Annotated in this window: 17 protein-coding genes and 4 pseudogenes; 12 read left to right on the forward strand and 9 right to left on the reverse strand. The window is 68.4% G+C overall.

Features of this window, described 5'->3' with window-relative positions; translation table 11 throughout:
• The first annotated feature begins 40 nt into the window (after positions 1 to 40).
• Together Q2K19_RS21920 and Q2K19_RS21925 are read left to right on the forward strand one after the other, a co-directional pair.
• A complete protein-coding gene (locus tag Q2K19_RS21920) occupies positions 41 to 3,004 on the forward strand; it encodes a BTAD domain-containing putative transcriptional regulator (RefSeq protein ID WP_302763331.1) in 2,964 nt (987 codons plus the stop codon).
• Positions 3,001 to 3,960: a DUF2637 domain-containing protein gene (locus Q2K19_RS21925; protein ID WP_446839613.1), complete on the forward strand. Its 960-nt coding sequence runs from the start codon at positions 3,001 to 3,003 to the stop codon at positions 3,958 to 3,960. The genes Q2K19_RS21920 and Q2K19_RS21925 overlap by 4 nt, the downstream gene beginning before the upstream one ends.
• Positions 3,961 to 4,129: 169 nt before the next feature.
• Here the strand turns inward: Q2K19_RS21925 and Q2K19_RS21930 are convergent, their stop codons facing one another.
• Positions 4,130 to 4,591, reverse strand: a complete 462-nt coding sequence (locus Q2K19_RS21930) for a DUF4262 domain-containing protein (RefSeq protein ID WP_302763332.1) — start codon at positions 4,589 to 4,591, stop codon at positions 4,130 to 4,132.
• Positions 4,592 to 4,851: 260 nt separating this feature from the next.
• Positions 4,852 to 5,376 carry a hypothetical protein gene (locus Q2K19_RS21935; RefSeq protein WP_302763334.1) on the reverse strand — a complete coding sequence of 175 codons (525 nt, stop codon included), beginning with the start codon at positions 5,374 to 5,376 and terminating at the stop codon, positions 4,852 to 4,854.
• Between the two features lie 458 nt (positions 5,377 to 5,834).
• Between Q2K19_RS21935 and Q2K19_RS21940 the strand changes: the two genes are divergently transcribed.
• The 4 genes from Q2K19_RS21940 to Q2K19_RS21955 are packed head-to-tail and all read left to right on the forward strand — an operon-like array spanning position 5,835 to position 9,796.
• A complete protein-coding gene (locus Q2K19_RS21940) occupies positions 5,835 to 7,097 on the forward strand; it encodes a CHAT domain-containing protein (RefSeq protein ID WP_302763335.1) in 1,263 nt (420 codons plus the stop codon).
• Positions 7,098 to 7,108: 11 nt separating this feature from the next.
• On the forward strand, positions 7,109 to 7,429 hold the full coding sequence (locus tag Q2K19_RS21945) for a hypothetical protein (protein WP_302763337.1): 321 nt from the start codon (positions 7,109 to 7,111) through the stop codon (positions 7,427 to 7,429).
• Positions 7,426 to 8,046: a hypothetical protein gene (locus Q2K19_RS21950; RefSeq protein WP_302763338.1), complete on the forward strand. Its 621-nt coding sequence runs from the start codon at positions 7,426 to 7,428 to the stop codon at positions 8,044 to 8,046. The genes Q2K19_RS21945 and Q2K19_RS21950 overlap by 4 nt, the downstream gene beginning before the upstream one ends.
• Before the next feature lies 1 nt (position 8,047).
• Complete coding sequence (locus tag Q2K19_RS21955; RefSeq protein WP_302763339.1) at positions 8,048 to 9,796, forward strand: hypothetical protein; 1,749 nt, start codon at positions 8,048 to 8,050, stop codon at positions 9,794 to 9,796.
• A gap of 29 nt (positions 9,797 to 9,825) precedes the next feature.
• Here Q2K19_RS21955 and Q2K19_RS21960 read toward each other — a convergent pair.
• The 7 genes and pseudogenes from Q2K19_RS21960 to Q2K19_RS21990 form a co-directional block, all read right to left on the reverse strand.
• Positions 9,826 to 10,597, reverse strand: a pseudogene (locus Q2K19_RS21960) (IS5 family transposase).
• Between the two features lie 463 nt (positions 10,598 to 11,060).
• Positions 11,061 to 11,838: pseudogene (locus Q2K19_RS21965) on the reverse strand (transposase family protein).
• A gap of 611 nt (positions 11,839 to 12,449) precedes the next feature.
• The gene (locus tag Q2K19_RS21970; RefSeq protein ID WP_446839612.1) at positions 12,450 to 12,899 is read right to left on the reverse strand and encodes a Clp protease N-terminal domain-containing protein; all 450 of its coding nucleotides are present in this window, start codon (positions 12,897 to 12,899) and stop codon (positions 12,450 to 12,452) included.
• A gap of 174 nt (positions 12,900 to 13,073) precedes the next feature.
• A pseudogene (locus Q2K19_RS21975) lies at positions 13,074 to 13,357 on the reverse strand (helix-turn-helix domain-containing protein); the annotation flags it as partial.
• Positions 13,358 to 13,422: 65 nt separating this feature from the next.
• Positions 13,423 to 14,571 carry a caspase domain-containing protein gene (locus Q2K19_RS21980; RefSeq protein WP_368046111.1) on the reverse strand — a complete coding sequence of 383 codons (1,149 nt, stop codon included), beginning with the start codon at positions 14,569 to 14,571 and terminating at the stop codon, positions 13,423 to 13,425.
• Entirely contained in the window at positions 14,568 to 14,993 is a 426-nt protein-coding gene (locus Q2K19_RS21985) for an effector-associated constant component EACC1 (protein WP_302763341.1), read from the reverse strand. Before Q2K19_RS21985 ends, Q2K19_RS21980 begins: the two co-directional genes overlap by 4 nt.
• A gap of 113 nt (positions 14,994 to 15,106) precedes the next feature.
• Positions 15,107 to 15,286, reverse strand: a complete 180-nt coding sequence (locus tag Q2K19_RS21990) for a hypothetical protein (protein ID WP_302763342.1) — start codon at positions 15,284 to 15,286, stop codon at positions 15,107 to 15,109.
• 708 nt (positions 15,287 to 15,994) lie between these two features.
• Here Q2K19_RS21990 and Q2K19_RS33545 point away from each other — a divergent pair.
• From Q2K19_RS33545 to Q2K19_RS22020, 6 genes and pseudogenes are all read left to right on the forward strand, one after another.
• On the forward strand, positions 15,995 to 16,384 hold the full coding sequence (locus tag Q2K19_RS33545; RefSeq protein ID WP_458329379.1) for a DUF2637 domain-containing protein: 390 nt from the start codon (positions 15,995 to 15,997) through the stop codon (positions 16,382 to 16,384).
• A gap of 1,272 nt (positions 16,385 to 17,656) precedes the next feature.
• Positions 17,657 to 17,956 (forward strand): hypothetical protein, encoded by a 300-nt coding sequence (locus Q2K19_RS22000; RefSeq protein ID WP_302763344.1) that lies wholly within the window; start codon positions 17,657 to 17,659, stop codon positions 17,954 to 17,956.
• Positions 17,957 to 18,881: 925 nt separating this feature from the next.
• Positions 18,882 to 19,754, forward strand: a complete 873-nt coding sequence (locus Q2K19_RS22005; protein WP_302763346.1) for a hypothetical protein — start codon at positions 18,882 to 18,884, stop codon at positions 19,752 to 19,754.
• Between the two features lie 356 nt (positions 19,755 to 20,110).
• A complete protein-coding gene (locus tag Q2K19_RS22010; RefSeq protein ID WP_302763347.1) occupies positions 20,111 to 20,995 on the forward strand; it encodes a hypothetical protein in 885 nt (294 codons plus the stop codon).
• Complete coding sequence (locus Q2K19_RS22015; RefSeq protein WP_302763349.1) at positions 20,988 to 21,980, forward strand: DNA methyltransferase; 993 nt, start codon at positions 20,988 to 20,990, stop codon at positions 21,978 to 21,980. The genes Q2K19_RS22010 and Q2K19_RS22015 overlap by 8 nt, the downstream gene beginning before the upstream one ends.
• 126 nt (positions 21,981 to 22,106) lie before the next feature.
• Positions 22,107 to 22,466 (forward strand): annotated as a pseudogene (locus tag Q2K19_RS22020) (DNA cytosine methyltransferase); the annotation flags it as partial.
• Positions 22,467 to 22,714: the final 248 nt, after the last annotated feature.

The raw sequence follows: 22,714 nt of genomic DNA on the forward strand, positions 1-22,714 counted from the left end.
CTAGCGGCGGCAGGGGCAGCCAGCGACGCGAGGAGGTCAGGTGAGGTCCAGAGCAGCGAACGCCGCGGCCGCCGCCACGTCCATCATGTCCACCCTTGTCGTTGCCGCGATCCTCGTCGCAAGCGGGGCGTGGCATCCTCGGCTACCGTCGCCGGCGGCGCTCCGGCAGTGGATTCACCAACCGTCGACCACCGACTTCGTCATCCTCCTGGCCGAAGCAGGCGCCGTGATGCTGTGGCTGCTCCTGGCAACCACCGTCCTGACCCGCGCCTACACGACGCTGGCTCGCCGCCTGCGCTGGCTGCCCGCACTACACCTACCCGGCCCCGTCCAAGGCCTCACCGCCGCACTGCTCGGCGCCACCGCCGTCACCACCGCCACCGCGGGCACCCCCGCCCAACCCGCCCCCGCCACCGGAACCACGCACGACAGCGACGTGCAGACTCCGCAAGCTTCGACCACCGCCCCAGAAACCCGCCTGGTAAGCAGCAGTCAACAGCTGATTCTGATGCCGGCCGACCCTGCCTACACCCACACCGTCAGGCGAGGGGACACCCTCTCCAAGATCGCCGCTGAGCGGCTCGGCGACGCCGACCGCTGGACCGAAATCTTCGCCCTCAACCGCGGTACCCACTTCACCCACACCGGCGGAACCCTGCGCAACCCGAACGTCATCTACCCCGGCTGGACCCTCACCCTGCCCGACGACGCCACCCCACCGACCACACACCGACCCCGCCCCGAATCGCCACCGTCAGTCCCGGATGAGCCGGACCTCGCCACCCCGGCCCCCGCACCGACAACCGCCCGGCCGCCCTCGACACCGCGCCCGGCCCCACCCACGGCAACCACTCCCACAATCGAGCCGAGCCACGCGCCGACACCCACCACCGCCGGCACCTGCGCCAGCGCAGACAACACGACGATCACGCCTACCTCCAGACCGACCGCGGACCGTGGACCCCGCCCCAGCGGCCCCGACCGAGGCGTCTTGCTGCCCAGCGGCAGCTGGATAAGCCTGGGCCTCGCCCTAGCCATCACCACCGCCGCCGCCCTCGTCTGGGCGCACCGGCAGCGCCGCTACACCGCGGGCAAGCCCTCCACCACGCCGCGCTGGGAAACGCAGACTCTCGCCCCCTTGCCCCGGCTGATTGGGCAGATCCGCCGCGCGCTGCGCCGTACCGCCGCCACGGCGGGCGAAACGGGCCAACACAACGAGCCGGCGGACGCTGCAGTCGGCGATCCCGACGGCGCCAGCACCCTGAGCAAGACCAATTCGAGCAGTCAACAAGCGACGTCAGGCGATCCTTCGGCCACCGCCTCACACGAGGCCACCGCGCTGACCAGCAGCAGCCACGCCTTCGGGCCGGTCATGCCGGCGCCTGCGCCGCCGACGGTATGGCCGCCCGCCGGACTGGGCCTGACCGGACCCGGCGCAGACGCCGCCGCCCGAGGCTTCCTCACCGCCGCCCTCGCCACCGACACCGACGAACATCCCCACGCGCGCACCCACGTCGTGATACCGGCAGCGACTGCGGCGACCCTGCTCGGCGCCACCACAGGCACCCTGCCCCGCACACCCCGGCTGAGGATCACCCCCACCCTCGACGACGCGCTGGACCTCCTCGAAGCCCTGGCGCTGCACCGCACCCGACTGCTCGACCAGCACGAGACCGCCACCGTCGCCGACCTCCGCGCGGACCCCTACGAAGAGCCCCTCCCACCGGTCATGCTCCTCACCCACCCCCCAGACCGGCGCGAGCGCCCCCGCGTCGCCGCCCTGCTCACCCAAGGGCAACGCCTGGACATCCACGGCGTGCTCCTCGGCCCCTGGTCCGACGGCACCACCGTCACCGTCAACGAGGACGGCACCACCACACCCGCCCACAGCGACCACGCCTCCCACCGCGCCGACATCGGCCGGCTCACCGTCCTCGAACCCACCGAGACCCTCGATCTGCTCACCGTGCTGGCCGAGGCCCACACCGGCGAGGCCCCCTCCCCGGCCCCCGCCGAGCCCACGCCCACCGCACAGCGCACAGCCGCACAGCCCGACCCGCGAACACCGCTGACGCACCAACATCAGCTAGCAACGATGCCGGCCGACACACCCCTACACGGCGCTCACCACGAGATCCAGCCGCTCGACACGGGCCACCCTGACGCCCTCGACCAACCCATCGCCACCAGCACGCCAGCGACCAGCCCCACCCCACCAGCCCCCGAAACCGGCACCCTCACCACGGTCGCGGTCACCGTGCTCGGTGCTCCCGCCCACGCGGACCCCCAGCGCAGCCTGCGCGCCAAATCCCTCGAACTGCTCGTATACCTGGCCGCACGCGACGGCGCCGCCACCACCGAGGCAATCCTCGACGACCTGCTGCCCGACGCACCCGCGAGCAAAGCCACCCACCGGCTGCACACCTACGTCTCCGACCTGCGCAGCGTCCTGCGCCACCACGGCGGACCCGGCACCTACCTCACCCACCCCCGCCACCGCTACGAGCTCAACCCCGACCGCCTCGACGTGGACCTGTGGCGGATGCGCGCCGCCCTCCGCGCCGCCAACACCGCCACCGGCAAAGCCGAACGGGTCGCGGCGCTGCGCCGCGCCGTCGACACCTACCGCGCACCACTCGCCGACGGCTGCGACTACGAGTGGATCGAGCCCCACCGGGAAGCCGTGCGGCAACAAGCCCTCGACGCGGCCGTCGCCCTCACCGAGGAACTCGACGGCCAACCAGCCGAGCAGCTAGCCGTCGTCGACGCCGCCATCGGCCAGCACCCCTACGCCGAGCAGCTGTACCAGGTGGCCATGCGCGCCCGCGCGCACCTCGACGACATCGACGGCGTGCGGGCCCTACGCCGAACCGTGACACGGCAGCTCGCCGAAATCGACGCCGAGCCCAGCGACGACACCCTCACACTGGCCGACCAGCTCATCACCAAGCTGCGCTCCGCCAGCCGAGAAGGTCGGGCCGCAGCGCAGGGAGCACGATCGTGAGCCCGCTGAACAGCCCCACCACCCGTACCGCGGACAACTCAACGAGCGAGGCCGCGACTGATGTGGCTGTGGTGCACCTGAAGCGGCTGCGATGGGCAGTACGGGCAACCCTCACCCTCGGAGTCGCCGCATCGGTCGCCGCGAACGTGCTGCACGCCCGACCGAACCCAATCAGCCAGATCATCGCCGCGTGGCCGCCGCTGGCGCTGCTGCTCACCGTCGAGCTGATCTCCCGCGTCCCGCACCACCGCCGATCCCTCGGCATCATCCGCATCGCCGCCACCAGCGTTATCGCCGCCATCGCCACCTGGGTGTCGTACTCGCACCTCGTCGGGGTCGCCGCCCGCTACGGCGAGACCGGCGCAGGGGCCGCCTACCTGCTGCCCATCTCCGTTGACGGCCTGGTCATCGTCGCCAGCGTCAGCCTCGTCGAGCTCACCGCCCGGATCCGCGCGGGACAACCCGAACAGCACCCACAGCCTCCTGTGGCCGCCACACCCAGCCCTACGCCCACGACACGCATGCCGCACGCCGCATCAGCGGGCCGCCGAGACGAGGGCACTGCAGACGCGTCATCCGGCGCGAGGGCATCAGCCGATCCGGTCCCGTGCCCTGACCCGCCGCAGCGTCGCCCACAACATGACGCCGGCGACGGTGAGCGCCGGCCGAGGCGCCACCTGGTCGACGTGGCCAACGCGCGGGTGCAGCGGCCCTCCGCTGCCAGCGCCGTGAACGGCGAGCCGGCGGTGAACGGCGACGAGCTGGTGCCGTCGGAGACGGCCGCCGCCGTTGCCTACTGGCACCGGCGGGAGCCCCACCTGCATCCGGCCGAGATCGCGGCGCGTATCGGACGCTCGGAACGCACCGTGCGCCGGTACTGGCCGCCACGTCCGCAGACACCACCGGCAGCCAACGCAAACCACGCCGGTGATCTCACCGAAGGACCCCGCACCTAGCAACCGCGACCGCTTCCACGACCCACGGAACCCCGGGGAAGAGCCGCCCCAAAGACAAAAGGACCGCTCTTCTTCCTCGCGCCGGTCATTGACAGGCGGCTCCGGCGACGAAGGACCTCGCGGCGAGGGGCCGGACGCGACATCGCATCCGGCCCCACGGGGCCGAGGTCTACGGCCGCCCGATCAGCGGCTGCACGGCAGAGGGAAACGCGTAGGCGGTGTCCCAGGGGAAGCGGCCGTGCCGGTCAGCCCAGACAACCTGCTGCAGGCGGACGCGGCCGCGGCCGTAGCGGCCGATCGCGCCGCCCGGGTGCAGCTGCTCGGTCGGGTCGCCGTCGATGATGACCGCGTCGTATCCGGCGATGAGGTCGCCCATGCGCTGACCGTGACGGAAATGCTCGGCATTGTCGTAGACCCTGCTCGCGAGGTCGTTGAGCAGCGCTTGGGAGGTAGCCGGGTCCAGTCCGGCGATGATCAGCTCCGGGTAGTCGTGTGCGGTGAGCCCGACGGTGTAGGCGAAGGGCGCGGTGTCGTCGAGGTCGTCGTCGCTGAGGACGACGAGAGTTACCGCCCAGCCCACCCTGTCGATGATCTCGCCTTGGCGGTACAGGAAGTCGTCTATGCCGGTCACGAGGACCGCTCCTTCGGTTGGGATGCGGGCAGCGGGGGCCAGCCACGCGGCTCGTACCGCACCCGCCCCGGGCATTCGTTGGTGTTGTCGGCGTACGGGGTTCCGGCGCAGAGTCGGGTACACCAGACGTGCAGAGGTCGGGGCGCGAAGCATTCGGGACGCTGCGACGGCGGCCGGCGGGACGACCCACGTCCGCTACTCACGATAAGTAACCGGTGGACGTGAGCTGGCGCCCGGAGCGCGGCAGATCCGCGCACTGATTATCGGGGGCTCATGCCGTAGGACGGGGTCGCGTGGATGCCCGTGCCGTACTCGTATTGCAAGCCGGCGTCTGCGATGAACTGCGCGGCGTGCGGCAGCACGGGCTGAGAGCCGATCTTGCTGACGGCCATCCGGCGAATCACTCGATTTGGCTTGCCGGAGGCGCTTGTGACCCCCGCCCAGTTCCACGCGGCGGGATCACCGAGACGCGGCACGGCTATCGCCCACGCCGCGGCACGCTTTTCCGAGTTGTGGTTGGTATGGCTCCATCGCAACTCCTGCACCCCAACGGGGCCGCCGTAGTAGAGCTGAACCAGACCCCAGCCTTCGCAGCAGTACCGGAACGTCGGGCCTCCCGGCAAGCCCGGAAGCAGGTCGATCCGCCTAGCCATAGGCGCCGGCCCGGAACCGACGACGAACAACGCCAGGTGCCGTCCACGTGGAGCAGCAGCAACTTCAGCGGCAGCGGAGAATTCCCGCAGCTCGCAGTCCGGCTCCGAGTCGGACTCGAAGACACGGAACAAGCCCAGATCGAAGAGGGCATCGAGGATCGAAGATCAATCGTCGTCTGCGGCATACAAGTCTAAGTTCGGCACAACCTAACTATCCCGATCGGGGCAACACGATGGCCAACCAGCATCCGCTCATCGGCTACTTGTTTCATTGACCCGCGACCGTGGCCCGGCCAGGCTCGCACGACGAGCGAGCGCACAACCCACCGACTCCCCGGCACAGGCCGCCTCTCGCCGTCGGTAACAAGCAGTGTGCAGAGCCCGTTCGCCACGCCGACGCCGCCGCTTTTAGACCGGGTGCGGCCTACCTCGATGTACGCGCGCCAACGCGGTCGAGTGCAGCGCGCGCTGCCGCCCGCGTCGCTCGATTGGCTACTCTAGTGGTCCTAATCGTTCACCCGACCCGCGAGACGGTGCCGCAGCAGATGTCCGACACTAGGCACGATATGGCTCCCGCCACAGATCGACGGATGGCGCTGGCGCGCGAGTGGGATCGGCTCGTCGCGGAGGTGCGCGAGCTACCGGACCTCGCCGACTTTCTCAAACCTCTTGACCTCGAGACGCTGTTGCCCCCCGCAACGGAAGGACCCGTGGTCGTCGTCAACGTCAGCCAATGGCGCTGCGACGCGATAATCGTCCGCCACACCGGCGTGACACCACGCCCTTTGCCTGACCTGACCGCTCAGAGCGCGGCCGATTGGACCAATCGCTATCTGAACACACTCCGCGAAGCCGAGCAGGCCGCCGACAATCTAGACGCGGTGCGCGAGCAGCGGCAGGGCGACACTGGCATGGGGAGGCGGCAAGCCGTCCAGCGGGCCGAGCGGGCGATGTCGGCGGCGCTCCAGGCAACGGAGGCGATGCTCAACGATCTGCTTGCGTGGCTCTGGGACGTCGCGGCCGAACCGGTGCTCGATGAGCTGGGACTGCACGAGACACCGCTTCCCGGAGCGCAATGGCCGCGACTCTGGTGGTGCCCCACCGGTCCGATGACGCTGCTGCCGCTGCACGCGGCCGGATACCACATGTCCCGCGACCAACCCACTCGTACCGTGATTGATCGTGTGGTGTCGTCCTACACACCAACGCTACGCGCTTTGCGCGAGGCCCGCCGGCCGCTCGACCCCACCCCGCGTGGTCACCGCATGCTCGCGGTCGGCGTCGGCGACGCCGAAGGGCAGCGGTCGCTCAGTGGGGTAACGAGCGAACTGGGCACCCTCGCGGAGCTCGTTCCCGCCGACCGGCTCACCATGGTGGTCGGTCCGGACGCGACGCGTGACGCGATCCGCGAGCAGCTCGTCGGTCACCGGTGGGCGCACTTCAGCTGCCACGGCACCCAGGATCTGCGCGACCCGTCCCGAGGCGGGCTGATGCTGTCCGACGGGAGGCTGACCGTTACCGACATCGCTACCGGGCAGTACCACGCCGATTTCGTAGGGCTCTCCGCCTGCAAGACGGCCACCGGGGGCGTCGATCTGCTCGACGAGGCGATAAGCCTCTCTGCCGCGCTGCACTATACCGGCTTCCGGCACGTCATTGGCGCCCTGTGGTCGGTGTACGACAACGACCACACTATCCAGTTGTTCCGTACCCTCTACGAAGAGATAATTACCGACGGGTGCCTGTATCCGGACCGCAGCGCCCGTGCGCTCCACCGCGCGACCCGCGCACTTCGCGACACCGCCCGCGACCAACCAAGTGTCTGGACACCGTTCACCCACACCGGACCGTGAAGGGAAACCAGGTGTCGATTGTCGAGCAGATCGCCGTGCCATACCTCGAAATCAATCAGGAGCACTTCGCGGAGGTGGCCTTGGCCTTCCTACGGGAGAGCACCGCCGACGGCACGGTTGTGCTGAGCGGGCCGTGCCCGCGCTGCGGGCACGCCATGGAGTACCTGATAACCAAGCGCGTGGTCAAAGACTGGCGAGCGCGGAAGGCCGCAACTCCAACCGAGGCCCAACTGGTTGAAGAGATGTGCTGTACGTGCGAGCAGGAACATCCGGGACGCCCGCGCGAGTATCTCGGCTGTGGGGCATTCTGGGACCTGCCTCTGGGTTCATGACCGGGCCGGCAGCCGCGCCGGCCCCTCGGGCCGGCCGGCAGAACGCCCAGGCCCTCCAGCGGCTCTACCGCGAGGAGCTGCCGCGCGTACGAATGGCCGCCCTCGCCTGGCGCAACGGGCTCGCCGCCCTGCTCACCGGGCTGCTCGGGTTCAGCCTCGTCAAGGGGCGTGCGGACATCAGCGGGCTGGCTAGCACTTGGGCCGTCCTCGTCGGTGTGCTTCTGTTGGCCTCCCTGTTGGCCGGCGCGTACGCGGCGATGCGACTACTGCGGGCCGCGCACGGGCTGCCCGAGGTCGTAGAGCGCGCCGTGGTCCGCTCCCGCGTCGCCGCCGACCACGACGAGGCCATCCGCGCCCAGAGGGCGTTGCGCCACGGTATCTGGGCCTTTCTGGCATGCGCGGCGCTGCTAATCGCCGGAGTCGCTGTCACCTGGTACGGGCCGGCCAAGGAAGCCCAGCGGTTGCGGGTCATCGCGACCGGCGAGGTCATCTGCGGCACGGTCGTCGGCGTGGACTCCGGCACGCTTGTCCTCAAGACCGAGTACGGCGAGCGGGCCGTCGACCTCACCACCGTGACCGGTATTAGCGCAGTAGACTCCTGCCCCCGACGTGAGTGATATGTCTGAGGCGGACTTCCCCGATGCCCTACTGCGGGCATATGACCTGTATAAACAGTTCGAGGTCACCGACGACGTGGCCGATCTGGACACTGCGATCGGTGTCGCCCGTGACTGCGTCCGCGGGTCGACGCTGGCGGACCCCGCGTACGGAAATAGCCTTTCGGTACTGGCGATGGCCTTGCAAAGCAGGTACGAGAGATTCGGTCACCTCGCCGACCTAGAGGAATCGATAGCTGTTGGCCGGTCAGCGGTGCAGGCGGCGGGTAGTACCGAAGCCCTCGCCGAGGGACTCCACAACCTGGGCCTCGGGCTTCAGATGCGCTTCGAACGCCGCAACGATCGCCGGGACATCGACGAGGCCGTGAAGGCCTCGCGGGCGGCCGCCGAGGCAACGGCCTCGGACGACGACGCCTACCCGCTGTACCTGTCCATGCTGAGCAAGGCCCTGCAGACCCGGTTCGACCGGCTAGGCGACCCGGCGGACCTCGACGCCGCCATTACTGCGGCAGAGAGCGCGGCGCAGCGGTCTCCGGAAGACTCGCCGGACCGAATCGTAACTCTCTCTACCTTCGGCAGCATGCTGGCGACCCGGTTCCGGCACCGGGGCGACATCAAAGACCTCGATACGTCGGTCGAGGTCGGGCGTTCCGTGGTCGCCCTTGCGGCCGCGCTCCCAGGCAGGTCCGCCTCGACGGCCGGAATCTGGTCCAACCTGGGATTGCGCCTCCTCCTGCGGTACGAGTACACGGGGGAACTTGCCGACTTGAGTGAGGCTGTGGAAGCGGCACGGACGGCGGTGAGGGCTGTGCCCATGGACGATCCGAGCCACACTACGTTTCTCCGCAACCTCGCTCTCACGCTATTGATGAGGTTCGAGCAAACCAGGGATGCTGGCGACATCGACGGCGCCGTCGCGACCGCTCGCGCGGTGGTCGCCGGCCTGCCGCCCGATCACCCAGAGCATGGTGGAGCCATGGCTAGCCTCGCTGTGGCGCTGCTCACCCGGTTCACCAGCACGCACGCCACCGACGATGTGGTCGAGGCGGTGCACCGCCTTCGAGCCGCCACGGCCATCCCGCTCGCATCGCCTTCTGAACGCATTCACGCTATGGCCCTGCTGAGCGTCGCGCTGCACCGCCAGTACGCGCACAGCGGCCAGGCGGCACTACTCGACGAAGCGGTCGCCGTCGCCCGATCAGTCCTCGAGGCCGCACCGGCCGAGCACCCACTGGTCGGCATCACCCGGCACCATCTCGGCTTTACCCTCGCCGACACGTACCGGGCAACGGCGGACACCGAACTGCTCGACGATGCCATCGGAGAGTTCCGGCGGGCCTCACTTACGGCCAGTGCCACCCGCTATCGCGTCGACGCAGCGCGCGCCTGGGGCGAATGGTCCGCTCGGTTGCGGCGGTGGTCGGCGGCCGTGGAGGGGTACGCCGCTGCCGTGACACTCCTGCCGACCGCCGCGTGGCATGGGTCGGCCCGTACGAGCCGCGAACTGTTACTGACCGATTGGCATGGGTTGGCTGTGGACCTGGCAGCATGCGCGGTCGCGGCTCGTCGCCACGACTGTGCCGTTGCCCTACTGGACAGCGGACGAGGCGTGCTGTGGGCGCAGATGCTCGACATCCGCACCGACCTGGCCGCGGTACGAGCCCAGGCGCCGCACCTCGCGGACCGGCTCGAGATAGTCGGACGGGAGCTAAATCGCGCGGACCTGTGGGCTATCACGGGACCCTCCTGATTCGGCCTCGTCAGGTTTTCTTAGAGCTCCTAACTCTTTAAGCGTTGGAGTCGTCGCCAGCAGATGATGGCGCAGGCGAGGGTGAGGAAGGCTTCGCGGATGTCGTCGCGGACCTCCCAGCGGATGCGTAGGCGACGGATCCAGTGCAGCAGGGCGATGGTCTGCTCGATGATCCACCGCCGGATGCCGAGGCCGGATCCGTGATCGAGGCCGCGTCGGGCGATGACCGGGGTGATGCCCTTGGCTCGCAGGTCCCGGCGGTAGCAGCCGTAGTCGTAGCCGCAGTCGGCGTAGAGCCGCTTCGGTCGTTGTCGGGGTCGACCGCCGATGCCTCTGATGGGCGGGATCTTGTCGACCAGGGGCATCAGTTGGCTGACGTCGTGCCGGTTGCCGCCGGTCAGGCTGACGGCGAGGGGATGCCGCCTGCGTCGGTGATGATGTGGTGTTTTGAGCCCGAGCGGCGGCGGTCGACCGGGCTCGGACCGGTTTTGGGCCGGCCTTTAGCGCCCGGACGTGGGAGCCGTCGATCACCGCCCGGGACAGGTCCAGCTGGTCCGCGGCCCGCAGTTTGCCGAGCAGGACTTCGTGTAGTCGCTGCCACACGCCGGCGTCGTTCCAGTCCCGCAACCGGCGCCAACAGGTCATCCCCGACCCGAAGCCGAGGTCCTGGGGCAGGTACTCCCACGGGATCCCGGAGTAGAGCACGAACAAGATCCCATACAACACCTTGCGGTCATCGAGGGGCTTACGGCCCGGGAACCGGTGCCTGCGCGGTGGACGGGGCGGCAGCAGCGGCTCGATCTCCGCCTACAACTCGTCCGGGACGATCCGCGGCGGCTGCTCACCCCTCCTCACGGCCGAGCACTAATCGATCGTCCATCAAGGACAAGACCCCTAGATCATTCTGTTAGGAGTTCTTAGCCGAGGGTCTGTTTGAACATGCGGCCGGTCACGAGGACGGGATCGGGGGAGTAGGTTGGGAGCAGCAGGTTGCACTCAACGGTCTTCTATCGCGCTGAACGGCACTCAACGGTGCGCAACTGCACCCACCCTCGCTGTGGCTTCTCGTTTCCGCAGGTCATGAGGGCCCGTGCAGCGTGCTGCCTTACACGGAGTGCTCCGCGGTTTTGAGCCGCCGTCGACGGCACTCTATGTCGCCTGGTAGGGAGCCGCAGGTCAAGGCGGAAGGAATTTGCGGCTTCCCTTGCCTTCTAAGGGATGTCTCGAAACTGGGTGAAGGCGTTGCCCGGCACCGGTCCGGTGGTCAGCCGGTGAGCGAGATGTTGTGGAGTTTGGCGATGCCGGAAGCGGCGTCGGCCAATGTGTGGGCGGCGCGGCGGTAGGCGCGCAGGATCTTGAAGCACTTCATCCTGGCCAGGGCGAGTTCGACTCCTGCTCGAACGGTGCGGTGTTCGACGTTGAGGACCTCCTTCCAGGCAGGCAGGTCGCTGCCGTCGGCGGTCTTGCGGTAAGGCATGATCACCTCGGGGTTGCCGCGGTAGCCGCCGTCGGCCATTACCGGCCGCCCGTCCAGCATCTGGTCTATGCCCGAGGCGCGGTAGACGATGGTGTCGTTGCGGTTGCCGGGCTGTGGGTCGCCGACGGCGATGACCAGGTGGGTGCTGGCTTCGATAGCCACCTGCGGGTTCGTTGAGTACCGGTAGTTCTTGCTCCGGGCGGCCAGGCGGTGATCGCGGGTGGGGATCAGCGTCCCGTCGACGATCGCGATCTGCGCGACTGGCCGTTTACGGACCGGCGCCAGGGCCAGCAGCGGCGCGAGGGTGTCGATGACTCGATGCGCAGCCGAGTGCGACGCCGAACAACGGGCCGATCTGCCGCATAGTCAAGTTCGTGCGCCAGTAGATAGCTACCAGCAACAGCCGGTCGGCCAGGTCGAGCGCCCACTGCCGGCCAGGCTGCCCGTCCGCGATGCCGTAACCGCCGCGCTCGGCGACCAGCCGAATCAGCTTCCGGAACTGGGCCGGCTGCAGCCCGGTGAACGAAAAGATCCACTCCGGGCGGGCTGCCGTGATCACCTGCATCCAGGCATCCTGCCCGATCATCTCTAATAGACAGAGGCTTGGGTTGCGAGGCGTCCCTTAGGCTAGTGGTGGCGCCGTTAGGTATTGGTGTCGATGCGCGGACGCGGCTATCGATGAGTGGGGATGGCGTGATCCGAAGACGGGCATGGCAGGAGCTGCGACGGCAGCCCCGGTGGTTGCTTTGGGCGGTGCTGGTATCGACCAGTTGCACCTTCGCTGCGACGCTGATGAGAGGCCCGAACCAGGGGTTCGGCGGTCCGGTGTTGTACTTCGCCGTGCTGTGTGGGTCCGGTGCGCTGCTCGTCTCATCGATCGTCCTGTTGCTGTTGCGGGGAAGGGCCGGCACCGGTGACCGGTGACCGGCAACCGGTGAGTGAACACGGACGCCCAGAGCTGCGTTTCGACACCTCATCCGCGACGGGCCCGTCACCGGGTTACGAGACATCGCTTAAGCGGGTGCAGATTGGGTGCATCTTGGCGAAGTGGTCACCGCGTCCTAGGCTAGGCCGTGCTTCATAGGTGGGTTGGCCTTACTCACAACCTGCGGCTGCATTATCTCGCCTCTCCTCGGCCGGTCCATGACCAACATCGACGACATGGCCGGCTGAGCATCAGCCATCCGCAGTCATCCGCGCCAGCGTCCGAACCACCTCATCGCGAGCCACGTCCTGGGTGATTCCCGACCAGTAGAGCACCTTCGCGGCGACGCCATTACCCTCGCTGGTCAGGCCCAGCAGGAGGTGTTCGGTGCCGATGTAGTTGTGGTTGAGTTGCAGTGCGTTGTGGAAGGAGAGTTCCAGGCACCGAATCGCCAGCGGCGCGAGCCGGATATGGCCGATGGGTGCAGTGTGACCGAACCCGATGATTGCATCGGTGCGGCCACGGATCTCCTCCACCGACGAGACGAGGTTCCGCAGCACGGTTACGCCCACGCCCGCTCCTTCTCGGATCAGCCCGAGCAGGAGGTGCTCGGTGTCGATGTAGTCGTGCCGGTGCGACCGTGCCTCCTCCTGAGCGAGCAGCATCACCCGCCGCGCCCGGTCGGTGAACCGCTCGAACATCCGTCAGGCCTCCGCAGTCGATCTGGACACAGAATAGGTAGGGGCGTCACGGCTGACGAGCCGCAGCATGGCACGATAGGCGATCACGTGGCTCCTCACCTGCCGATGATCTTGTGGCGATAACTACCCACCGAAGGCCCACGCCCCAGTCGAGCACCGTCCGACTGGACGACGCAGCGGGCCGAGGGTGTCGATCACCCGGTGAGCGGCAAGAGTGCCACACCCCGAACAGCGGCCCGATCTGCCGCGTGGTCAAGTTGGTCCGCCAGTACGCGGCGACCAGCAGCACCCGGTACGGCCGGTCCGGGGCCCACTGCCGGCCCGGGCGGCCGTCCGCGATCGCGACCCCCGCTGCGCTCGGCAACAAGACGTACCAGTTTGCGGAACTGCGCGGGCGTTAGTCCGGTGAACGGGTAGATCCACTCGGCCCGGGCTGCGGAGACACCTGCACCCTCGATGATCGTCCTCAGCAGACGTCGTACTGCGCCCGCATTCCTTGCTCACCCCTAAAACTGCTCCCTTGCTAACGCTGGCGCCGAAGGTGCCGGTCCAAGAGGAGATGGTCACCCTTTTCCGACCCACTTAGGCCATCGTCCCAGTACCAATCCTCCAGATCATCATATGAAACATCTCCTAAATCCAGTTCCATTTCCGACCGAAGCTCATTAAAAGCCGTTAGGGCGCCGACCAACCACTCCGCGTCCTCGGGCGACGTTCCACAAAAGCAGTCAGCAAGAAGGCGGACGTCCTCTGGTGATCTTTTGACGACAAAATTGGCAAGGAGTTGGCCTGCCAGGGCGTCTTGCCCCCCTGCTCGAAGTACTTCTGCCGCAAGTTTAACAGCAGTTGGCGGCAAATTTGCCGCCAACTGCTCTACGTCCGCATTTGTCATGTCTTTTGTAGCGGTCATCGGCCTAGCCGGCTTACGCCATGCGACATTGCGCACGAGCGGAATGTTATCTCCCGCATTCCCGCTGCGGATCTCGGGACGATGGACCCCTCTGGACGCCTGTATTTCGTAGACTCGCCGCCAGATGTCACGCGCTGTTAATAGTCCCGGTGCGCCTGAGATCCCGTCGAGAATGACGGAGATTAACGCTCCAGTGAAAAGCGTATATTGCTCGTCGGGAGGCGCGAGTGCGGTACGGTTCGCCGAGGTCGAGGCGATAAGGCACGTCTGATCGACCTCCAACATGTCTGCAATGTTCGACGTGGACATTTCACCCTTAAGTGCTCGTCCGGCATAACAGCAGTCGAGGACTAGGACTCTGTGCCCGGCAGGACTTCTTCGGACGCGACGCCGAACAGAGTCATAGTTTGCCGCCGTGCCATCAACGCTTCCGGGATCACTCGTGGCAACCGATAGGTGAAACTCACCCGTCTCGGGTTCAACTAGGCCATGCCCCGCATAATAGACGAAAAGGGTGCCGGGGGGCTGGGCTGCAGATGCCGCCCTGTCCAGCTCTTCGAGGATTTCGTTTTGACTTTTTGGATTAGACAGAACAGTGCATCGCTCGGGCGGAAGGCCCCAAATCAAGGGATGGCGGAGTATTTCATTTATCGCGCCAACATTGTTTGCAACCGTTGGGAGGTTGCTTAGCCTGCTGTATTTATCAACGCCGATAATGAGAGCGTACGAAGAGTCGAGGTCAGGAAGATTTTCCACTATCACGCTCTGTCGTCTCCTCGGAATTGGGAAGGTGCTGGTTCCCCTACTTCCGTCAACGGCTTGCTCTGTTGCCCGTTTGCCTCCTCTATCAAGAGCTGGATCTGCGTCGCTGCATGCTCCAAAAGCGCGGCGGCCCGGACTGGATCACTCGAACTGACCTTGATGGCGAGGCCCTTGCCGTCGGCAATTTCGATCGTCGTTGACATCTTCGACCTCTGGAGCCAAGCCGACAAGGAGCCAACCAGCGCAGTGACGGCGCCTCCGCTGCCGAGAGCTACGGCTAGTGTGCCTAGCTCGGCCCCCATGTGGCCTTGTCCCACGGCTCCATCGTCCAAAGAGACTCCCCGTCGCAGCTGTGGCTCGTCGATCAGCCACTGCAGCAGAAGTTCCGCTTGGTCCACTGGAACCTGCAAGATCAGCTGCACGGGACCTCCGTCGGAGCACAGACCTGTCCAGAAAGTCTGCATGCCGCGCAACGTTCAGCACCACATCCAATGGGATGACTCCCGCGCATACCTACGGTGTCAGTTGCGATACATCAGGTGGAAGGTGTGGGAAGGTCTGTGCCAGCGTCGATGAACCACAGCGACGATGTACGCCCGCTGCAGCTCGGCCTGTCCCCGGTGCGCCGCTGCAGCTGGCTCTGCACCACAACCACGAACGCGGGGGCGAACGCGGTGATGGCGGAAGCGAGCAGCGCGGCGCGGGTGGAGCCCACGCCGCCATGATGCCGGACAGGAATGACCCTTGACCGCGGGTGCGACGGCCGGCTGGGGTTCAGCGGTGAACTGCTCACCGCGGCCAAGGACGCCGCTAGAACGGCCGTCCAGCAAGGCGTTCGACAGCTGCATGGGTAGCTCGCAGCCCAGAACTTGACCCTGTCCTCGCGCCACGCCACCGTCGGTCGACCCAGCGAGGGAATCTGCCCCGATACTCCCGAACCCGCTTCTGCCCCGCCCAACACCCATCGCTTCACCTTCCCGACAAGGTGTTGCGACGACCGATTGAATCCGCCCCCAGAGGGACTGGCCGGCGACGTCAACGGCAGTTGTCTGCCCGCCCGCCCCGGCCAGGTCGGGTCGGGGCGGGGTCCCCGCCTCGCTGATCAACAGCGGCCGGTCGGCGGCGGCGAGCGCGCCGGCCGCTGCTGGCACGACATCGTTCGGATCGCTCACCGCGCTCACGCCATGCCCGGCGCGGGGCATCGGCATCGGGGGAGCCACGCTGGGCCCTCGGCGTCGCCGCCTCCGTCGCCGCGAACGTCCTCCACGCCCGACCGAACCCAATCAGCCAGCTCATCGCCGCATGGCCACCCCTCGCACTGCTCCTCACCGTCGAACTGATCTCCCGCGTCCCTCACCACCGCCGTACCCTGGGAGTCATACGCATCGCCGCCACCGCCGCCACCGCCGTCATCGCCACCTGGCTGTCGTACTGGCATCTCGTCGGCGTCGCCGCCCGCCACGGCGAAACCGATGCCGGCGCCGCCTACCTGCTGCCCATATCCGTCGACGGCCTCGTCATCGTCGCCAGCGTCAGCCTCGTCGAACTCACCGCCAGGATCCGCGCCACCATCCCAGAACGAGGCATGCCGTCGGCTGCCACGGCGCCCACCGAATTCGCACGTCCATCCGACCCAGGTCCGGCGCCAGAAGCCATCGCCAACCTCACCGTCGAGCCGGCGCGGCCAATTGCCCCTCTTGTCCGCAGATCCCACCGACGTCACCCCCAGGCCGACAACACCGGCGTCACACCCAGCAGGGCCAACAGCCTCGACCGCGCACCCGCAGCCGTGAAGACAACACGCGGGAGGTGATGCGGACGAGCGACAAGCGACCGATGCCTCTTGGCGGCGGCAGCCCACGGAACAGCCGCCGGGTCCCTCAGATGACAGCCCGCCAGACAAGGCGCCCTCGAACACCGCAGCCGCCGTGGCCTACTGGCATCACCGCGACCCCGACCTTCGCCCAGCCCAGATCGCCGAGCGGATCCGCCGATCCGAACGCACCGTCCGCCGTCACTGGCCACCACCACCGCCGTCCGTCGGACTGATGACCATGGACGGCACCGCAAAGCGCGACCCAACGACGAAAAGGGCCGGTCTCTGTCTCGGGGCTCGGCGCGAGCGGCGCGTGGAACCGTCCGATCGCCAGGCAGACTCGTTGATCAACCCGGGCCGGGCCGGATCGCGGCCTTCTGTCTGGCTATGACGGACGAGATGGGCTCCACCGGGACGGCCAAACTGGCCCCCCGCAGGCGCTGACTGTCGCTGCTATCGGCTACCGAACGTAGTCTGCCCTGGTGCTTACCGAGCGGCGATTGGCGCCGACCCGCGCGTTGTCTGCGGCAGATCCGGATGCTCTCCCAGCACGACTCCAGCGGAGTGGTCTGGCGAGTCCAGACGAAGTGCCAAGCTTTGAAAGCAGTGGATGATCGACAGCCAAGAGCGTTTTCGGCGGTGGCTGCCATCGGCGGGGTGCCAGGCACGGTCGCTCCTACTGCCAGCGCAGGGGACTCCGGTGCGACCGCCGGGCCGTCCCCGACGCCACCCCCGACACCGACCGTGGGCACGGCTGCCGTGAGATCCCTACCTTGAAGGTCCTGACGATCTCCACCGGCATCGACATCCCACACGCCGCTCAAGCGCTGCAGATCCGCCGCCGCAGGCGGCGCCTGGACCAGCCGAAACGCCTTCACCACCGAGACTGTCTACGCCATAACCGACCTGAGCCTGCACCAAGCGAGACCGGCGCAACTGGCCGCATGGATCCGCGGCCACTGGTCGAGCGAGGACAAAATCCACTGGGTGCGGGACGTCACCTACGACGAAGATTGCTGCCAGATCCGCACCGGGACCGGGCCTGAGGTCATGGCCTCCAGACGCAACGCCGCCAATCGGTGCCCTGCCCACCGCCGGAATCGCCAACATCGTCGCCGCCAACCGGCATCACGCCCGCGACAGCACTCGCCCGCTGGCACTGCTCCGCATCACCTGACGACTTGGCCGGGGCCCTGCTTCCTGACTGAACTGTCAGAATGCGGACTTTCAGCGGCGGGCGGAGATTTTGTAAGCGCTTGGCATCCAACATTGCCTCATCCGCCGGCACGAATTCGAGGCGCTCGGCTGAGCGGCGGATGGGGGCGGCAGCGGTGGGCGAAGATCACGACCGATGGCACGCTGTGCAATTCGGTCCCGGCCCCGCGCAACATGGAAGCGGTCTTCCCCTCGACGAAGCACGAGCCCGACGGCACGGTCATCGTGATCAACCCGGCGGCCATGAAACCCGGTTCGATGCTGGTCATCGGATTGATCGAGCCGGGTGCCGGGGTCGTCGCCTTCGGTCTCGCCTGGGAGGACAAGCTGCTCTGCTCGAAGCCGCGACGGTGATGCGTCGCCTTCGTTCCGGGCCTGTCGTGAGCAGTCGGGCGGCCCTGCTGGGGTCGATGGTCATAGGGTGCGGCGCTCGGAGTAGAAGCCGGGCGCAGCTTGCCAACCGTGACGTGCTGGTCATGGCACGGGCCGTCGTTTTCCCCTCGCCCGAGACGCTCTGCCCGGCAGGGCCCGCAGTTGTGCGCGGGCGATCCGCGGTGCTGGGGACACGCGCCGATTGGGCTCCGCCTTGATGTGAAGGCGGATGTCGGCCAGGGGCGACCGACGTGCGACACCTGGTCGAGTCGTGGCGATGTCAGGCACGGCTGTCAGACACGAAGCACCACTGAAGGCCGCCCGAGTTAGCGATAGGCGCCGATGACACGGCGCGGACGACACCTCCTGTGACCATCGCGGCCGATGTCACCGATGCTTTGTCATCCTGCTGTCGCTGACATGACCTCAGGTGTCGGTGTCAGACCGGCTTTGTGACGTCGTGGTGGCAGGCACTGACGTCGACGCCCTGTCGCGCCAGACGCGGCACCGGTGACCTCGTCGCGGTCGCCCGATGTCACACGTGACGGGATGTGAGTAGTTGTGAGCGGCCGTGGGCGGCGGTGAGTGTCACCTCCGGCCGGTGGCAACCCCGTCGCGCTGCATCCGGTTGTCGACGGCGCTGCCCTCGGCGACCGTAGGCATCAGCGCCTTGGCCTGTGTCACAGCCCAGCTCAACGGCACCGACAAATCCAAACGCCAACGACATGGCTCGATGTCACGGGTTGCCTGCCTGTAGCGGTGTCACAAGTGCCGGCGCCGCGCCGCAGGGCCGGGGCCTGCGCCGTGAGGGGTTGTGTGACGGCCGTGGCCCAATCGAGGCCGCCGCACCGCCGTGACATCGCAGCCTTGCCGATCGACGGTCATCTTCGACAGGGGGAGTTGTGACATGAGCCTGCCCGCCGCCACCGACTGGCCAACCTCACCTCTCGCAGCCGCCGACGCCGCCTTCACCGCCCTGACCAACGAGCCAGCACCCTTGACGCTCGACCTAGACACCTGCGGCGTCCCCAACGCAGCCGGGTCGGGCGTCATGACACTGCCAGCGCTGCGCGACTGGCTCCTGCATCACCCGCAGGCATACGCGCTACGCGACGGCGTGTGGCGGGAGCTGATCCGCCGAGCCCGCCTGGACGGGCCGGCGTGGGTGATCGCCGCGGTCTGGATGGCCATGCCCGCCCTGCGCCGCTACGCCGGCCAGCTGTGCGCCGGCTACGACGGCGACCCCGACGACATCGACGCCGAGATCCTCACCGGATTCCTCACCGCCCTGCGCGACCGCGTCGACCTGACCCGCGACGCCCCGTACGCGGCGCTGTGCCGGGCAGCGTGGCGCGCCGGGCACCGGCTGCGCCAGCAGGCCGGCGAGTACACCTCGATCGCCGACGTCGACCACCTGCCCGGCCCCCGCACCCCCAAGGTGCCCTACGGACACCCCGACGTGCTCGTGCGCCGCGCCGTCGGCCTGGGCATCCTCGACCCGGAAGACGAACAGCCCTACATCGACGTGCGGCTCGGGCGGCGGGCGATCGAGCCGATCGCCGCCGGACTCGGCATCACCGTCGACGCCCTACGCATGCGTCTGGGCCGCATCGACACCCGCATCGCCGACGCACTGCACAGGGGTCTGCTCACCGGCATCGCCTCCCCGCTCGCCGCCGCCACCCTCGCGGCGCAAGCCGAACACCGAGCAGCCACTCGCGCCGGCCGGGCCACCACTGGCCGACCGCACCTCGTGTGCGAAGCCGGGGCGGCCGCCTGAGGCGTCCACTGGCACGGCCCTGCCTGACCGACCCGAACTCGAAACACCCGGCGGCGCCCTCGCCCTCTCAGGTGAGGGCGCCGCCGCGTGTCCCCACCGCACAGCAGCGCCACACCCCGCCCCGCCCAGCCGGGTTGAGCGGGCGCACGCCACTGGAGCCAAAAGACTGGGCGCTCAGGACCCCCTCACCAGCCCAGTACCGCTATACCGCCGCTGACCTGCGATGTGAGCGCAACGAACGCCTGACCGTGAGCGCTTGCGAGCCGCTGTGAGAACCGGGGGCGTTCGTCAGAGCACACAACCGCCGGTTTGGGGGTGTCAGCGCAATACCCGCGCGGCGCGGAGCCGACATCCAGATGAGCGAGCACACGCCGCAGCACCACCACGACCCCGCCCACCCCGTCGACCCGAATGTCGACCCGACCCTCATCGACCTGGTGGCCGGTGACCCGCCGGTCCCGGTCACCGTGTGGCGCACCGCCCGCACCGACGCCGACACCGGCCGCGCGATCGGCGCCCGGCTGGCCTACCGGCTCGTGGCCGCCTACAGCCGCCCCGGCGACGCGGTCATCGACCTCACCACCGACCACGCCCTCACCAGCGCCTGCGCCACGGGCGGGCGCCGGCACCACCCCGGCTGGTTCACCGACGCGTCCAGCCTGATCATCGGCCCGCCGACCCGCACCGACCCGGCCGCCCAGTCCGACAACAGCGACCTGCCGGACACGGGCGCCTGGTTCGGTGACGACCTCACCGACGCGAACCTGCCCCCGTCCAGCAACCCGGCTGTCCCTGTACCCGACGGCGCGTCCCCGCCGGAGGCGACCAGCCTGGTCGTGGCCTGCTGGCCCCTCGACACCGCCGACGCGACCAACCGCATCCGACTGGCGTGGCTGTTTACCGCGTGCGCGCGGCTGCTGCGCCCCGGCGGCTGCCTGATCCTCGTCGTCACCGCCCCCGCCAGCGCGGCCGCCCCGCAGGACTTCACCCCCGTCGTGCAGGCGGCCGCCGCCATCAGGCTCGGCTACCTGCAGCACATCGTCGCTATCACCGCCGACACGTGCGGCGACGCGTTCATCTACCACGTCACCGACGAGGAACTCCTCGCCCTCGCCACGCAGGCCGAGCAGCCGTGGACGGCGGCGCACCTGCAGGTGCACGCGGACCTGCTGGTGTTCACCCACCACCAGGCGCCCACCTCCCAGCGGAACCCACGCTCGGAAGGAGGTCGCCGTGGCTGAGCACCTGCCATTCCCCGCCGACCCGAACCAGCCCGCAAACCCGGCCGAGGACACCCACCACGGCCAGCACCGCCACTACGAGGGCCGCCACCGCGACACCGGCGGACGCCACCGCCCGCCGGGCGGACCAGAGGGCCTGTCGGTGTGGGCGACCGCCCAGCGGACCGGGCCGGTGCAGCGCCGCGGCCGCTACGTGGCCGAGTCCGTCAAACACCCCGCCCGGATGCTGCCCGCGATCGCCGCACACGCCATCGCCGCCTACACCCAGCCCGGCGACCTCGTCCTCGACCCGATGTGCGGAATCGGCACCACCCTCGTCGAAGCGATCCACGCGGGCCGCGACGCGATCGGGGTGGAGTACGAGCCGCGATGGTCGAACATCGCCGACGCCAACATCACCCACGCACAGCAACAGGGCGCCGGCGGCCGGGCCTCCGTAGTCCGCGGCGACGCCACCCGCCTGCGATCGCTGCTGCCCGCCGCCCTCGCCCGGCAGGTCGCCCTGGTCGTCACCTCACCGCCGTACGGGCCCACCGTTCACGGCCTCGTCCGACCCGGCGCCGACGGGGTGGCGAAGTTCGACAACGCCTACAACGACGGCACCGACCGCGGAAACCTCGCCTACCGGGACCTCACCGGTCTCACCGATGGGTTCGAGCAGATCCTGTCCGGGTGCGCGGTGCTGCTGCGCCCCGGCGGCACCGTGGTGGTCACCGCCCGTCCGTGGCGCAAGAGCGGCCAGCTCGTCGACCTGCCCAGCGCGGTCATCGCCGCTGGTGTCCGCGCGGGCCTCATTCCGACCGAGCGGTGCGTCGCGCTCCTCGCCGCGGTCCGCGACGGGAGGCTCGTCGCCCGGCCGTCGTTCTTCCAACTTCAAGCCGTGCGCAAGGCCCGCACCACCGGCACCCCGCTGCACCTGATCACCCACGAGGACGTGCTGATCTTCCGCCGGCCGGAACTACCCGCGGAGGTCGCCGATGATTGACGACCCACCGCTGGGCGCCAACGTCCGCACCGGTGCGCGGGAGGTGGCGTGAGTGACCACCTTCCCGGGCCGCGGATCGGATCGCTATGCACCGGATACGGCGGCCTCGACCTGGCCGTCGAGCTGGTGCTCGGCGGCCAGCTCACTTGGTACGCCGAAACCGACCGACACGCCCGCACCGTCTGCGCCCACCACTGGCCAGACGCGCCCAACCTCGGCGACATTCGCACCATCGACTGGACCCGCGTCCCACCCGTCGACGTCCTCACCGCAGGCTTCCCCTGCCAAGACATCTCCAACGCCGGCAAACGCGCCGGCATCACCGGACCCCACTCCAGCCTCTGGCACCACATCACCCCAGCCCGTCGCGTCCTTCGACCCCCACTCGTGTTCGTGGAAAACGTGGCCGCCCTACGCCGACGCGGACTCGACGTCGTCCAGGCCGACCTGGCCACGCTCCGGTACGACACGAGCTGGCTATGCCTACGCGCATCCGACATCGGCGCCGCCCGCCGACGCGACCGGATGTTCCTGCTCGCCACCGGTGGGGAGAGGCTACGGACACTTCCCACACCCTGCGCCCGTGACGGCAAGGGGCCGGGCCACAAGTACGGACTGCCCGACGTCATCGAGCCCCACGGCAACCGCCACGACCTTCTGCCGACCCCACGGGCGAGCGACACCGGCACGCCCGGCCGCCACGCCGGCAACGGATTCCGGCCGCCGCTGTCACA

It is taken from the genome of Micromonospora sp. NBRC 110009, assembly GCF_030518795.1.
Classification (GTDB): Bacteria; Actinomycetota; Actinomycetes; order Mycobacteriales; family Micromonosporaceae; genus Micromonospora.

Bases quoted from the DNA above. Each gene is read 5' to 3' on its own strand.
- Q2K19_RS22005 (WP_302763346.1), top strand. From the start codon at position 18,882: ATGAGCCTGCCCGCCGCCACCGACTGGCCAACCTCACCTCTCGCAGCC.
- Q2K19_RS22010 (WP_302763347.1), top strand. From the start codon at position 20,111: ATGAGCGAGCACACGCCGCAGCACCACCACGACCCCGCCCACCCCGTC.
- Q2K19_RS21940 (WP_302763335.1), top strand. From the start codon at position 5,835: ATGGCGCTGGCGCGCGAGTGGGATCGGCTCGTCGCGGAGGTGCGCGAG.
- Q2K19_RS21955 (WP_302763339.1), top strand. From the start codon at position 8,048: ATGTCTGAGGCGGACTTCCCCGATGCCCTACTGCGGGCATATGACCTG.
- Q2K19_RS21950 (WP_302763338.1), top strand. From the start codon at position 7,426: ATGACCGGGCCGGCAGCCGCGCCGGCCCCTCGGGCCGGCCGGCAGAAC.
- Q2K19_RS21970 (WP_446839612.1), bottom strand. From the start codon at position 12,899: ATGTTCGAGCGGTTCACCGACCGGGCGCGGCGGGTGATGCTGCTCGCT.